Origin of the sequence: Alkaliphilus oremlandii OhILAs (assembly GCF_000018325.1) — a bacterium.
Lineage (GTDB): Bacteria > Bacillota > Clostridia > Peptostreptococcales > Natronincolaceae > Alkaliphilus_B > Alkaliphilus_B oremlandii.
Genome location: NC_009922.1, coordinates 101,715 through 116,165, shown reverse-complemented (window position 1 = coordinate 116,165; position 14,451 = coordinate 101,715). Strand labels below are relative to the sequence as shown.

Genomic DNA, 14,451 nt, shown 5'->3' with positions numbered 1-14,451 from the left:
GTACATTCCGTTCACAAAATATAAATTCTTATACTAAACCAATACTAGCTAGGATAATAGCTGCAATTACTGAAGCTATTGGTATAACACACGCGACCATGAAAATATCTAAATAAGAGTCCTTATGAGTCATTGAAGTTGCCGCAAGTAAAGTTAATACCGCACCATTATGAGGCAATGTATCTAAGCCACCACTGGCTAGGGACGCTATCCTATGGAATGCTGCTAAAGGAATTCCTGACGTTGCCGCTAACTCCGCATATTTTGTTCCTAATGCTTCCAATGCGATTCCCATACCACCAGATGCAGAGCCTGTAGCTCCTGCCAATAAGTTTACAGCTACTGCCTCAGAAATTAACGGATTTCCTTTAATCCCTAATAGCATTGAAGTTAATGCAGCAAATCCAGGGACTGCTTTAACGACGGAACCAAATCCAACCGCAGCACTTGTATTGATAATTGCCATTACAGATCCTGCCGCCCCACCATTGATTGTACTTATTAGGCTCGGTAATCTCTTAAAGTTTAATACAATGGCTAAAAGTATCCCTGCTGCTAAGGAAACGATGATGTTTAGTTCAAATAAGTTCAATAATAAAATTACAGATATTAAAGGAAGTGCCGACAATGCAGGGTTTGGTAAATCTTTTGCAAGGCCTTTTGATGTAGCTGCGGATTCTTCATCTACGACCTTCACATTGTTCTTAGCAGGTTCTGTAAAAAACTCCCCTGCCGCTGCAAACTTTCTCTCTCTATAGGTAAGCCAAGCGATTCCACCACCACACATGATAAGGGCGCCAACAATACCCATAATCGGTGCTGCCATCGGTGTTGTACCGAAATATTTCATAGGAATTAGGTTTTGCGTCTGAGGTGTTCCGGGAACAGCGGTCATTGTAAAGGTAAATGCACCTAAGGCAATGGTTCCTGGGATTAATTTTCTAGTAATATTTGCTTCTCTAAATAATGCAATCGCTATTGGATAAACTGCAAACACAACAACGAATAAAGAAATTCCACCATAGGTTAAAGCCGCGCAAGCTGCTACAACTGCAACGATAGCAAATTTGGTTCCTATAACCTTCGAAATCCACGTTGCAACAGATTGTGCCGCTCCTGATTCATCCATTACTTTACCAAAGATTGCACCTAACATAAATACAGGGAACCAGGACTTCGTAAATCCAACAAAGCCTTCCATATAGGAACCTGTATATGCTGGTAAAAGCTCTAATCCGCCTGAGAAAGCAACTACAAGTGCACATATAGGCGCTACCCAAATAATAGACATCCCCCTATATGCTAATAACATTAATAATGCTAATCCAATAATTATCCCTAACATTTTATTTCTCCTCCCTAAATAGTTAATCCCATTTTTTCTGGTTTGAAGATTTTAGAATCCATTACTTTAAGCTCTGAGCTGATGATTGGTTCAAACTCCATTTGATCCAATATATCTTTTTGTAAGTCTACACCCGGCGCTATTTCTGTTAGAATAATTCCTTCTGCCCCCAAAGCAAATACTGCTCTTTCTGTAATATAAAGTACCGTTTGTTTTGCATCTGTTGCGTATTCTCCACTAAACGTAATCTGCTCTACCTCGGAAATAAATTTCTTTACTTTTCCTTCCTGAGCGATTTTTAGAGCTCCCTCTGCCACTTCAATTTTTAACCCGCTTGCTGTAAAGGTTCCACAGAAGATAACCTTTTTAGCATTTTGAGTAATATTAATAAATCCACCTGCACCAGCAATCTTAGGTCCAAACTTACTGACGTTGATATTTCCTATTTGGTCACATTGTGCCAATCCTAAGAATGCAACATCCAATCCACCACCATCATAGAAATCAAACTGATAAGGCTGATCGATAATTGCTTCTGGATTGATTGCGGCACCAAAGCTTTGTCCGCCTGCTGGTATTCCGCCAATGGGTCCTGGCTCTACTGTCAGTACCATTTCATCTCCGATGCCTTCTTCATTGGCAACTACTGCAACGCCTTCCGGCATACCGATTCCTAAATTGACAATGGCACTTGGTACCAGTTCCATCGCCGCTCTTCTTGCAATAATCTTTCTTTCATCTAACTCCAATGGCTGAACAGAATTAACGGGTACTTTGATATCCCCTGTATAGCTCGGATTAAAGGCTTCTGCAAAGGTTTGCATATGATTCTTTATATCCTTCACTTCCACAACAGTATCCACATAGATACCCGGTACTTTTACAAGCTTTGGATCCAGACTGCCTGCCTTCACTACCTTTTCTACCTGTACAATAACCTTTCCACCAGAGTTTTTACATGCCTGAGCGATGGATAATACCTCAAGGGTTCCTGCTTCCTTCTCCATGGTAATATTGCCATGTTCATCTGCGTACGTTCCTCTAATGAGCGCAAAATCGATTGGGAAAGCCTTGTAAATCAAATACTCCTCCCCTAAAACCTCAATCAACTCAACTAGGTCCTCTTTTGTTTTTTCATTCAGCTTACCACCCTCAACTCTTGGGTCCACAAAAGTTTTCAAGCCCACCTTTGTGATGGTTCCTGGCTTATTGGCTGCGATGTCCCTAAACAAGTGAGAAATTGATCCTTGTGGGAAGTTATAGGCCTCTATCTTGTTTTCAAATGCAAGTTTTTGTACCTTTGGAACTAAACCCCAGTGCCCACCAATCACTCTTTTTAACAATCCCTCATGACCTAAATGATTCAATCCTCTGTCTTTTCCGTCTCCTTGCCCAGCTGCATATACCAGTGTTAAATTTTTAGGCTCCGCTGACTCTAAGAATCTTTTTTCTAGAGCAATTTCAAGTTCTTCTGGCACTGCATTTCCTACAAATCCCCCTGTTGCTACAACACTATCCGATTGAATTAACTTTACTGCATCCTCTGCATTCATAAATCTTATTGCCATATTAAAATCCTCCCTCCATAATTAGTCAGTTGATACTTTTGCAAAAGACATGCCAATTTTATAAACACAGCATTTCTACTGGTCTTTGCCATTTTTTTATACTGCTTCCTATGAGAGCGGAGGATTTTATATTTTATTTGATTTGTAATGTCCATAATATTTACATTTAATTTTCAGATTTTTCTAAAAACGACCTTTGTTTTTAGAAAGTTTTATGCATTTTCCAATCATATCAATTATTTGAGAACTAAAAGTTTTTAAAAAGTGTAAATTTTTATTACAATGTTCATTTTCTTTACATATCTAGGTCATATTTTTTGATCTTTTCGTAAAGGTTTGTCCTACTAATTCCTAATTTTCTTGCTGTTTTTAATTTATTACCGTCATACTTTAATAAGGTCTTTTGTATGGCTTTTTTCTCAATTTCATCGAATATCTCTTTTAACGTGCCATCTAGCTGCATTTCTAAAGTATCCAGAGATACACCAATATCTGGCTTTGCTTGTTTTCTTATATAGTACGGGAAATGATCCAAGGTGATCACGGCTTCTTTTTCCACCATATTTAAAGCTCGCTCAATTAAGTTCGCCAGCTCCCTGATATTCCCTGGCCAGTGGTAATTTTTTAAGGCCTCCAAAGCATTGGGTGAAATTTCGGTTACATGTCGCTCCATTTCACTGGCAAGCTTCTTCATCAGATGACGGGCTAACAACGGGATATCTTCTATCCGCTCTCTTAGAGGCGGTACACCTATACTGATTACATTTAACCGATAGTATAAATCCTCTCTGAATAGTTTTTTCTTCACCATTTCCTTTAAATCTCTGTTCGTCGCAGCAATGATTCTAACATCGATTTTCTGACTCTTTACACTGCCAACACGTTCAATTTCTCTTTCTTGTAACACCCTCAATATTTTAACCTGCATATTCAGTGGGAGATCTCCAATTTCATCTAAGAAAATCGTGCTTTTATTAGCCAACTCAAATTTCCCAAGCTTTCCCCCCTTTTTGGCGCCAGTAAATGCACCTTCTTCATATCCAAAAAGCTCCGACTCCAATAATTCTGAAGGGATGGCACCACAGTTCACCTTAATCAGAGGGTACTCCCCTCTAGGACTTGCATTATGAATTGCATGGGCAAATAGCTCTTTTCCTGTACCACTTTCTCCCAATATCAATACGTTTGATTTTGATAGGGCTACCTTTTTAGATATTTCCTTTGCTCTTTTTATAGCGTTACTCTCTCCAATAATATTATCAAAGGTATAGACGCTGCCCAGCGCTTTTTTTAACTCTTTTTTATAGAACTCCAGCTGTTTTTCCATCTTTAAAATATTTTTTACATATACATCAAACTCCACTAAGTCCTTAAAAATTACAGTGCCTACCGCACCCATGAGCTCGCCGTCCTTGTATATGGGGATTCTGTCCGCAATCATTTGATTTCCTTTAATTTCATGGATATCACCAATTTCTTTCTGCTGCGTTTTTAAAACAATATGCATTCTCGTATTCTCTATAACCTCTGTAACGTGCCTTCCAATCGCGTCCTCTTGCTTTATACCAATAAAATCACAATATTTTTTATTCATCATTACGATAAATCCTTCTTTATCTACTACGACAATCCAATTATATATATCATTAAATATATTCTTGTATAAACCAAGTAAAAATTGGACTTGATCTAGATGTTCCTCAAAATTATCCTTCGTTACATTTAAAGCGTTCAGGCTTAAGTACTCCTCTTTTTTAATATGCATCTCAATCACCCCCAGAATTTCTAATATATCTATTATTATCACATAATTTAATTTTAAAAAAGCAGCAAAAAACTATACTGCGGAGTTTTCTGCTGCCTCTAAATCTAACGTTTTACAATTACTGCGGTTCCCATTCCTCCACCAATACACAATGTAGCCAATCCATATTGAGCAGATCTTCGTTTCATCTCATAAAGTAGGGTTACTAGAATTCTAGCACCGCTGGCTCCAATCGGATGACCCAAAGCGATTGCTCCACCATTTACATTGACCTTCTCCTTATCCCATCCCAATTCTTTTCCTACAGATAAAGCTTGCGCTGCAAAGGCTTCGTTTGCCTCGATTAGATCCATATCTTCAATTCTTAATTTAGCTTTTTTAAGTGCCATTTCTGTTGCAGGTACTGGGCCGATTCCCATAATAGCAGGGTCCACACCGGCGCTGCTATAGGATACCAGCGTTGCCAATGGCTCTATTCCCAACGCCTCTGCTTTTTCTTTTGTCATCAATATTAAAGCAGCGGCACCATCATTGATTCCAGAAGCATTTCCCGCTGTTACCGTCCCATCTTTCTTAAAGACCGGTTTTAATTTCCCTAAGGATTCTACCGTCATGCCCGCCTTAGGATATTCGTCTGTATCTACAATGATTGGATCTCCTTTTCTTTGCGGAATCTCAACCGGTACAATCTCATCTTTAAACTTTCCTTCTACCATTGCTTTTTCAGCCTTATTCTGGCTTGCAGCAGCAAATTCATCCTGCTCTTCTCTCGTTAAAGAATACTTCGCAGCTAAGTTCTCAGCAGTAATTCCCATATGGTAGTTATTAAAAGCATCCGTTAAACCGTCATTAATCATAGAATCGACCATATTGCTATTTCCCATTCTAGCACCCCATCGAGCATGTGGTACTAAATAAGGAGATTGGCTCATACTCTCAGTTCCACCAACTACAACAATATCATTGTCTCCAGCAATAATAGTTTGAGCAGCCATGGATACTGTTTTTAACCCTGAGCCGCATAGCATATTGATCGTAGTAGCGGGGACTTCTTGGGGGATTCCAGCTTTTATAGCCGCTTGTCTTGCAACACCCTGTCCAAGACCGGCCTGTAGCACACAACCCATATATACCTCATCCACCAAATTTGGATCCAGCTTTGCTCTACTTAAAGCCTCCTTAATAACAGCAGCACCCATATCCACTGCCGATACTTTGGATAACACACCGCCGAAACTTCCAATGGCGGTTCTTACACCACTCGCAATTACAATTTCTCTCATTTTTTTATCCTCCTCTTATTTATATAATGAATACTTTACAAATATTTAGTGCAAAAATCATACCAAACCATATCGATAAATAATTTTTCCTAATAAATAAAGACTTGCTTCAATAAAATTGATAAAATAAGCTTAAGATATATTAAAATAAGCGCAAGATATATTTCGATAGATATACGAAGCCTATAGGAAAGGAGATATACAAATGACAAAGAAAGCCTTTGCAGAAGATTTTAAAACGACGGACGGAAAAAGTATTTATCTGAGAAAGTGGTCCCCTCAAACACCACCTGAAAATCCATTAATTATACAGCTTGTGCATGGAATGGCAGAACATATTCATCGGTATGATGAATTTGCTAAGGAACTGGTGAAGGAAGGTTTTATCGTCTACGGTCATGACCATAGGGGCCATGGAAGAACGGCAAAGATTAGGGAGGACTTAGGATATTTTAGTGATGAACATGGCTGGAATAGAATCCTCCAAGACTTAAACGAGATTAATAAAAAAATTAGAATAGAGTATCCTCATTCCAAAATCATCCTCTTTGGACATAGTATGGGCTCTTTTTTATCCAGAAGATATGTACAGCTTTTTCCCCATGCAGTGGATGGTTTGGTCATCAGTGGTACAGGATATCGAAACGGCATTTTAGGAAAAGTCGGCATGATCGTTGCGAAAGGAAGTGGGCTTATTTTCGGTAAAAAGAAAGCCAATCCTCTATTGAATAAGATTGCCTTTGGCTCCTTTAACAATCGATTCAAGCCCAATGAAACCAGCTGTGACTGGCTCACCAGAGATAAGGAAGCTGTAAAAGCTTATATTGCAGATCCCTTATGTGGTTTCATTTTTACATCAGAAGCCTTCTATGAGCTTATGAAGGGGATTGAAGAGCTTCATGAAAAAGAAAACCTAGAAAAAACACCAAGAGATTTACCGCTGTATATTTTTTCTGGAACACAGGACCCTGTAGGTAACTTTGGTAAAGGTGTCCTCAAGGTTTGCGAAATCTATAAAAACATGGGGATTAAAAATATTACATACAAGCTCTATCCAGAGGGACGCCATGAAATGTTGAATGAAATCAACAGAAAAGAAGTTTATGAAGATGTGATCCATTGGATTCGAAGCCTATATTAAATCTAGGGAAAGCTTTTCGTTTACTGCTGATAAGAAAGGGAGAATCTCCCTTTCTTATTTTTTTGCCATAAGATATATTTTATTTTTAGTACCTTGCATAAAAAGGTACCGTAATGTATACTATACTAAAGAATAGAAAATAGGGAGAAAATTATATGAATATACAATTTAAAAAAGGAGTGCTGGAGCTCTGTGTTCTTTCATTGCTAACGAAGCGCGATTATTATGGCTACGAGCTGGTAGAACATATCTCTAAATTTGTAAGTATATCCGAGGGAACGATTTATCCCCTTCTTAGAAGATTTCGAACAGAGGGATACGTTACGACCTACTTACAGGAATCGCAGGAAGGACCACCTAGAAAATATTATCGGATAACTCCGAAAGGTTCCGAAGCTTTCGATGAATTAGAAAGAGAATGGGAAAGTTTTATCGAAGGAGTCAATTATATTATAAGGGGTGTTTTAAATGAATAGAGAGGAATATTTAAAGCAGCTGAAGGCTGCCCTAAAATCCTTGCCAGAGGATGAACTTCAAGACATTTTATATGATTACGAGGAACACTTTGATATTGGACTTTCTAAGGGGAAATCTGAGAAAGAGATATCTGCTGAATTAGGCGACCCAAAAGAGATTGCAAAGAACCATACCATAGCTCCAGGTGCTGACCCCGTTGAGAATATCCAGCAACAAGATTTTTATGAAGAACTTAATTTTTCAAAAGATAAAAAAGCAAAAGCTGTATCTAAAAAAATTCCATATGCTTTCATAGGGGTAGGTCTTATAGTTCTCGGGATCAGTTCTCTTCCCTTAAAAATTAATCCCTTCTATCGACCAAAAACCCTTATAAATTCCAATACATCCAAAGATGAGCTCGTAAAAATCAACGGGAAAGGAATTGAGGTTCAGGATGGAAATAACTACGTGAAAATTGGCTGGAACGGGATTAAAGTCAGTGATGGTGAAGATGGCGTTTCTATCGGATGGGATGGGGTGCGGGTTCATGGAAAAAATGGCTCTACCTCTACTGTTATTCATAGCGCTAAGAGCTTAACATCCAGTATTATTGATGAAGAAAAGCTAGAAGACATAAAAAATGTTTCTTCTATTTCCGTAGGCTCTAGCTTTGTAGATATAAAAGTAATCCCTCAAGAAAGAGAGGATTTAAGAGTTCATTACCATGGCAGTATTGTATCCAACGCTGTACCGGTCTTGAGTATTAATAAAAAATCAACGGATTTACAAATCCTATTGGAAGCACCCAATCAAACCTCCAGAACCATCCTCAACTCCGATCTGGTTGTAGAGATATTTGTTCCAATCGCATTTAAAGGGGATTACAATATCCAATCCTCATCTGGAGAAATAGAAGTGTCCAACTTAAAGGGAAAGCATATTCATATTACTTCTAGCTCGGGAGATCTATCCTTAAGCAATATAGTAAGTGAAACGCTGAATATAAAGACTTCCTCTGGAGATATTGATATGAGCAACCCTATTGGAAAATTACGTATGAGCAGTAGCTCTGGAGATCTGAGCTTAGGTATTGCAGAAACTTCTGAAGATATGGCACTCTCTACTTCTTCTGGAGATATTTCACTAAAGTGTAGCGAACAATTAAGCTATAACATCCTCGGCTCTACTTCTTCTGGCTCTTTTACAACCAATATTCCGATGGTCGTAGCGGAGAATGCCAATCGAAAATTTCATGGCAAAATAGGCGCTGGCAGTAAGGAAATCAAAATATCAACCTCCTCTGGGAATGTTCGGTTCGATAAAAAATAAAATGAACCCTGTATAGAGAACAAGACTTCTTTGTACAGGGTTTTACATCCTTTTATCATCTAGTGAAATTCTTCATTATCTATCCGTTTTCTTATGGCTACCCCAATATATTCTTGGCTATAGCAACGGCATCCTTGGCATCCTTAGCGTAGTAATCCGCTTTAATCATTTCTGCATATTCAGGATTCAAAACAGCACCGCCTACCATGACAATGCATTCTGGGTCCATTTTCTTTAGAGCTTCTATGGTTTCCTCCATGTTCTTTACGGTTGTAGTCATTAAGGCACTGAGCCCTACCAGCTTAATCTTATTCTTCACAACTTCTTCCACGATTTTTTCCTTTGGAACGTCCCTGCCCAAATCGATAATCTCATAGTTATAATTTTCAAGAAGAACCTTCACAATATTTTTCCCAATATCGTGGATATCGCCCTTCACTGTAGCCAGTAGAATTTTTCCGTTGGAGATATCGCTATGGGCATTCTCTTTTAGCTTCTTTTTGATCACCTCAAAGGCGCTTTTCACCGTTTCTGCCGACTGTATCAACTGCGGTAGAAATAAATCGCCCTTTTCGTATCGCTCTCCTACGAAATCTAAAGCAGGAACAATGTATTGATTCACAATATCGAGGGGTGCTTTTTCTTGAAGCAGGTTTTCCGTAGCGATTTTTGCCTCATCTCTGATACCTTTGATGATCATATTGAACAGATCCTCTTGAGACTGCGCCATCTTAGGCTTTGAACCCACCTCTGTCTTTGGCTGATTCTGGTGGTATTTTAAATAGGCCTCTGCGCTCTTATCCTGATTCCATAAAACCTGAGAAGCCACGATGGTTTCCATCATCCCTTGATCCAATGGGTTGATAATTGGGAGATCCAACCCAGCAAATATACTGGCAGCTAAAAAGGTTCGATTTAAAAGATCCCGGTTGGGTAGCCCAAAGGACACATTGGATACACCCAATACAGTCTTTACATTCAAGTGCTTCTTTACCAACTGGATGGTCTTTAAGGTTTCTTGAACCTCTTCCTGTTGGGCCGCAGCCGTTAAGGTTAAACAGTCGATATAAACATCCTCTCTTTTAATCCCATATGATAAGGCCCTATCTACAATCTTTTCTGCGATTTCAAATCGCGCCTCTGCTGTTTTTGGAATTCCTCTTTCATCTAAGGTAAGGCCTACAACGGCGGCACCGTATTTCTTTACAATGGGCAGGATTCTTTCTAAAACCTTGTCTTCTCCATTGACAGAGTTGACGATGGCCTTACCATTATAAATTCTCAATCCTTTTTCGATGGCTTTTGGATTGGTAGAATCGATCTGAAGGGGTACATCCAATATGGATTGAATCTCTTGAACAATTTTCTCCATGATCTCTTCCTCATTGATCTCTGGAAGTCCTACATTTACATCCAAAATATGAGCTCCTGCATCTACTTGAGCAATGGCTTCTCTTAAAATATAATCTAAATTGCCGCTTCTTAAGGCTTCCTTCAGCAGCTTCTTCCCTGTTGGGTTAATTCGCTCTCCGATTACCCTCACACCCTGAATTTCTACTACCTTGGTAGGCGTACAGACCCCCGTCAAGGTTGCAGCCTCTATTTTTCCAGGTTGCCGATCCTTTAAAACCTCTTTTAAACCCTCAATATATCGATCCGTCGTACCACAGCAGCCGCCTACTATCTTTACGCCTTTCTCTACAAAATTACATCCATGTCTGGCAAAATCCTCTGGCAAAACATTAAACACGGTCCTTCCTTCTACCACAGTAGGAAGTCCTGCGTTGGCCTGTACCATTACTGGTACTGTTGCAATCTTTAAGATATGATCTACAATTGGACCCAGCTCCTTCGGTCCTAAGGAGCAGTTCACACCGAGGGCATTTACACCTAAGCCCTCTAAAACGAGAACCATGGCTTCTGGCGTACATCCTGTAAAGGTTCTGCCATTGGCTTCAAAGCTCATGGTACAAAATACTGGAACATTAGCGTTTTCCTTGGCTGCCAACACCGCTGCCTTGGCTTCATATAAATCCGTCATGGTTTCAATTAAAATTAGGTCTGCACCGCTTTTTACTCCCTGGACCACCTGTCTTTTAAAAATCTCATAAGCCTCCTGAAAACTTAAAGTACCCATGGGCGCTAGGAGCTCTCCAATGGGTCCTATATCTAAGGCGACGTAAGTATCCGTACCCTCACATGCGGTTCTTGCATTGACTACTGCTTTATGAATGACTTCCTCTACGGTGTATGGACTTCCTGCCAGCTTCAATTCATTGGCTCCAAAGGTGTTGGTCGTAACCACATCAGCTCCTGCATCGACATAGCTTTTATGAATTTCAATGACAATCTCTGGCGCACTAAAGTTTAACATCTCTGGAAGTTCTCCCAGCTTTAATCCTCTGTTCTGTAGCATTGTACCCATGGCACCATCGAATATTAAGGTACCATCCTTCAACCTATTTACGATTTTCACACTTCTCATCTCCTTTCTTAAAATAAAATTTGTTCGCTCTACCTCACAAAATTTATGGCCCACTCAATTTTAAACACGATTAAAACTTTAAGTGCTTAAAAGTACAGGTGGTGTATTTATTACAGCCTTGGCAGATACTGTCTACTTTTTCTACGCTCTTATTCCTAGGCACAATGCCTACAATGGCTGTTACAGATTTTCTCGGTGTCAATATATGATGGGAAGAGGCATTGAGTCCAATGGACTTCTCTGCATCTAAAACAGCCAGAAAGTTCTTCTGTATACTTAAGGGAAGATCGCCGTAGCCTGGGCTGAATCTACAGGTTAAGGTCTTTTCCTCTGCCGCTACAATATGCTCTAGGTTGTCGCAGACCTTATCACAGATTTCCTCTACGGCTACCGTAGCACAAGCATCTAAAATTAATGCCTTCGCCATACTGACTTTCTCATAATATCGAATTCGAGCATCTACCCCGTTGCCTAAGGTAATAGCCATTAAGATACAGTCCTTTGCTTCCCTTAAATGCTTTCGAATACTATTCCCTCTCAGCTCAAATTCTGTGTTTTTTAGCAGTAAATGATCCTTTTTTCTAAGGATATTAAAAAATTTGTATACGAACCTTTCCTCTATGAGGTTTTGCATTTCCTCCATGGATTCGTCAATGATACGATTTGTAATATGATCTATTTCCTGTCCACTATATCCTAAATAACGCAGGACCTCCGATTTATTTTGGGGACTTTGATTCATTATGCTCACAACCTTATTTTATTTTAATTCTTATTCTATGAAACTAAACAACTTCCTTCTCTTTATTGACACTCTTTAGTATGGAATGGATGGATTCTGTTACACTTCTGGCAATATAGGGATTGTTCATGGTATAAAGGTGGATTCCCCTAGCCCCTGTGGAGATTAAATCTACAATTTGATCCAAGGCATAGGCGATTCCAGCATCTCTCAGAGCCTCTTTATTATGCTCATATTTCTCCATAATCTTCTTAAATTTCACTGGGAGATTTGCACCAGAAAGTGCAACAATTCTTTCAATCTGTTTTTTATTCGTTACAGGCATAATTCCCGCCTGAATGGGCAATTGAATCCCCTTCTCTTCTACCTTATTTAAAAATTCGTAAAAATAATTGTTATCAAAGAAAAGCTGCGTAATGGCGTGATCTGCACCAGCCTCCTCCTTTAGCTTTAGTATTTCAATGTCTTGATCTACATTCTTTCCTTCCACATGGCCTTCTGGATAACAAGCTGCTGCAATGCCAAACCGATTTCCTTGATCTTCTCTTATGAGTCTAATTAGGTCCTGAGAGTTCTTTAGCTCTCCCTTCCCTTCAAATCCTTCCGGTATATCTCCTCTTAAGGCCAGCACATTATGAACTCCTTTATCCCTTAGTTCTTGTAAAACCCCCTTCGTTTGCTCTAAGGTGGATCCAATGCAGGTCAGATGCGCCAGCGCCTCAATGCCATATTTATTTTTAATGATGGCTGCAATTTCGCCTGTTCTATTATCGTTGCCATTGCCACCAGCACCGTAAGTAACGCTAATATAGTCTGGCTTTAGATCCTGCAACCCCTCTAAAGTGTCATAGATACTTCCTATGGGAGATGTCACCTTCGGCGGAAACACCTCAAAGGAAAAAACAAGATTCTTTCTTTTAAATAATTCTTTTATCTGCATGAGAACTCCTCCTTCTCCATTATTTCTATAAAATCTCTCCGTTTTATTTTTCTATATAAATATGCCTCAATCCAATTGCTCTATAAAAAAATCCCCCCTTCTATCTAATGCAAAGTAAAAACCTTAGATAAAAGGGGGTTCTATAATTTATATATTACTCCCTCTTATCTCTCTCTAAGTTCACTTAGAGTAGGAATTGGCACCTTTTCAAACAAATACGTTTGCAGGTTGCCGAGGTTTCATAGGGCCTTTCCCTCCACCTCTCTCGATAAAAGTTGTTTTATTCAATTTTGAGCCAATAAAAAAAATCTCTTTGGCTGCAAGAGATTTATTACTATAAGGTAATTCTTATCTCTCAGCCTATGCTGTAGGATTTAGCACCTTATATGCAGATAAGCATATAGGTTGCTGGGTTTCATAGGGCCTTTCCCTCCACCTCTCTTGATAAGTAAATATTAAATTATCACTATTATAATGACTTCTATACCATATGTCAATCCTATAAGTTAATTTAAATTTAGTTTATAGACAAAACATTTACCGTTCATGAAAATATATGAAGTTATAGAGAGCTCTTCTTTGAGCTAAAAGAGAGGCTGTACCTCCCTTTTTCTCTAAACTATAGTATAATGAGATAGATTACATAGTGAAAGTAGACGGTGATTGAATGTTAGAGGAAATTATTTTAAATGCGCAAATGGAGGATCGATATCTCCGTGATGGCAATTTTGAAGATGAGCTGCTCATCGGTGTTGATATTTCCAAAATTGAATTTGAATCTGTTCAATTTACAAAATGTACGTTTGAAAATTGTGATTTTACGAAAGCTAGTTTTTATGCTACTCGTTTTATCAACTGTAATTTTTCCAATTGTATCTTTACAGAGAGTTATTGGAAAAATTCAGAAATATTAAGCTGTAAAGGGGATGGTGGAAATTTCAGCCGCAGCTCCATAAAGGAAAGTACCCTATTGAACAGTTCCTTTTGTTATGCCATTTACTCAGAAACCCTATGGGAAAAGTGCACAATCCATCACTGCAACTTTAAAAATGCTTTCTTTTCAGAGGTAAAGCTAAAAAAATCAGATTTAAAGGAAGTGGATTTTAGTAACGTGGACTTCTTTAAGACACCATTAAAAGGTATCGATCTTTCTGCCTGTGAAATCGGCGGCATTATGGTGTCGGACACTTATAAAGAGCTTCAAGGCGTTAAAATCAGCCCACTACAAGCAGTGGATGTCGTTCATCTTCTAGGGGTCAAAATAATTTAGCATACAAATGGATTGTCCTAAAACGAATATTTATAAATTTCAATGAATCAAACCATGTATGCCAGGGAGAATTCAACTCCTTTTCTACATGGTTTTTATATCAGTAGGCTGCTATAGGATGGGTCAG

11 protein-coding genes and 2 riboswitches are annotated in these 14,451 nt (G+C 38.9%); of the genes, 4 read left to right on the top strand and 7 right to left on the bottom strand.

What is annotated here, in order from left to right:
- Positions 1–28 precede the first annotated feature (28 nt).
- The 4 genes from CLOS_RS00530 to CLOS_RS00515 all read right to left on the bottom strand — a co-directional run bounded on the left by CLOS_RS00530 (position 29) and on the right by CLOS_RS00515 (position 5,961).
- Positions 29–1,345, bottom strand: a complete 1,317-nt coding sequence (locus CLOS_RS00530; protein WP_012157972.1) for a GntP family permease — start codon at positions 1,343–1,345, stop codon at positions 29–31.
- Between the two features lie 14 nt (positions 1,346–1,359).
- Entirely contained in the window at positions 1,360–2,913 is a 1,554-nt protein-coding gene (locus tag CLOS_RS00525) for an acyl CoA:acetate/3-ketoacid CoA transferase (RefSeq protein WP_012157971.1), read from the bottom strand.
- A gap of 295 nt (positions 2,914–3,208) precedes the next feature.
- A complete protein-coding gene (locus CLOS_RS00520) occupies positions 3,209–4,678 on the bottom strand; it encodes a sigma-54 interaction domain-containing protein (RefSeq protein WP_012157970.1) in 1,470 nt (489 codons plus the stop codon).
- A 104-nt stretch (positions 4,679–4,782) separates the two neighbouring features.
- Entirely contained in the window at positions 4,783–5,961 is a 1,179-nt protein-coding gene (locus CLOS_RS00515) for an acetyl-CoA C-acetyltransferase (RefSeq protein WP_012157969.1), read from the bottom strand.
- Between the two features lie 205 nt (positions 5,962–6,166).
- On the opposite strand from CLOS_RS00515, the gene CLOS_RS00510 reads away from it, so the two are divergent.
- The 3 genes from CLOS_RS00510 to CLOS_RS15130 all read left to right on the top strand — a co-directional run bounded on the left by CLOS_RS00510 (position 6,167) and on the right by CLOS_RS15130 (position 8,887).
- Complete coding sequence (locus tag CLOS_RS00510; RefSeq protein ID WP_012157968.1) at positions 6,167–7,102, top strand: alpha/beta hydrolase; 936 nt, start codon at positions 6,167–6,169, stop codon at positions 7,100–7,102.
- Positions 7,103–7,257: 155 nt separating this feature from the next.
- A complete protein-coding gene (locus CLOS_RS00505) occupies positions 7,258–7,578 on the top strand; it encodes a PadR family transcriptional regulator (RefSeq protein ID WP_012157967.1) in 321 nt (106 codons plus the stop codon).
- Entirely contained in the window at positions 7,571–8,887 is a 1,317-nt protein-coding gene (locus CLOS_RS15130) for a DUF4097 family beta strand repeat-containing protein (protein WP_012157966.1), read from the top strand. Before CLOS_RS00505 ends, CLOS_RS15130 begins: the two co-directional genes overlap by 8 nt.
- Before the next feature lie 97 nt (positions 8,888–8,984).
- On the opposite strand, the gene CLOS_RS00495 is transcribed toward CLOS_RS15130, so the two are convergent.
- From CLOS_RS00495 to metF, 3 genes are all read right to left on the bottom strand, one after another.
- Complete coding sequence (locus tag CLOS_RS00495) at positions 8,985–11,372, bottom strand: homocysteine S-methyltransferase family protein (RefSeq protein ID WP_041718852.1); 2,388 nt, start codon at positions 11,370–11,372, stop codon at positions 8,985–8,987.
- Between the two features lie 70 nt (positions 11,373–11,442).
- The gene (locus CLOS_RS00490; RefSeq protein WP_012157964.1) at positions 11,443–12,114 is read right to left on the bottom strand and encodes a vitamin B12 dependent methionine synthase activation region; all 672 of its coding nucleotides are present in this window, start codon (positions 12,112–12,114) and stop codon (positions 11,443–11,445) included.
- A 43-nt stretch (positions 12,115–12,157) separates the two neighbouring features.
- A complete protein-coding gene (gene metF, locus CLOS_RS00485) occupies positions 12,158–13,054 on the bottom strand; it encodes a methylenetetrahydrofolate reductase [NAD(P)H] (RefSeq protein WP_012157963.1) in 897 nt (298 codons plus the stop codon).
- 161 nt (positions 13,055–13,215) lie between these two features.
- Positions 13,216–13,329, bottom strand: a riboswitch (SAM riboswitch).
- Between the two features lie 70 nt (positions 13,330–13,399).
- A riboswitch (SAM riboswitch) is annotated at positions 13,400–13,505 on the bottom strand.
- Between the two features lie 216 nt (positions 13,506–13,721).
- Between metF and CLOS_RS00480 the strand changes: the two genes are divergently transcribed.
- Entirely contained in the window at positions 13,722–14,324 is a 603-nt protein-coding gene (locus tag CLOS_RS00480; protein ID WP_012157962.1) for a pentapeptide repeat-containing protein, read from the top strand.
- Positions 14,325–14,451: the final 127 nt, after the last annotated feature.

Bases quoted from the DNA above. Each gene is read 5' to 3' on its own strand.
- CLOS_RS00530 (WP_012157972.1), bottom strand. From the start codon at position 1,345: ATGTTAGGGATAATTATTGGATTAGCATTATTAATGTTATTAGCATAT.
- CLOS_RS00525 (WP_012157971.1), bottom strand. From the start codon at position 2,913: ATGGCAATAAGATTTATGAATGCAGAGGATGCAGTAAAGTTAATTCAA.
- CLOS_RS00520 (WP_012157970.1), bottom strand. From the start codon at position 4,678: ATGCATATTAAAAAAGAGGAGTACTTAAGCCTGAACGCTTTAAATGTA.
- CLOS_RS00515 (WP_012157969.1), bottom strand. From the start codon at position 5,961: ATGAGAGAAATTGTAATTGCGAGTGGTGTAAGAACCGCCATTGGAAGT.
- CLOS_RS00510 (WP_012157968.1), top strand. From the start codon at position 6,167: ATGACAAAGAAAGCCTTTGCAGAAGATTTTAAAACGACGGACGGAAAA.
- CLOS_RS00505 (WP_012157967.1), top strand. From the start codon at position 7,258: ATGAATATACAATTTAAAAAAGGAGTGCTGGAGCTCTGTGTTCTTTCA.
- CLOS_RS15130 (WP_012157966.1), top strand. From the start codon at position 7,571: ATGAATAGAGAGGAATATTTAAAGCAGCTGAAGGCTGCCCTAAAATCC.
- CLOS_RS00495 (WP_041718852.1), bottom strand. From the start codon at position 11,372: ATGAGAAGTGTGAAAATCGTAAATAGGTTGAAGGATGGTACCTTAATA.
- CLOS_RS00490 (WP_012157964.1), bottom strand. From the start codon at position 12,114: ATGAATCAAAGTCCCCAAAATAAATCGGAGGTCCTGCGTTATTTAGGA.
- metF (WP_012157963.1), bottom strand. From the start codon at position 13,054: ATGCAGATAAAAGAATTATTTAAAAGAAAGAATCTTGTTTTTTCCTTT.
- CLOS_RS00480 (WP_012157962.1), top strand. From the start codon at position 13,722: ATGTTAGAGGAAATTATTTTAAATGCGCAAATGGAGGATCGATATCTC.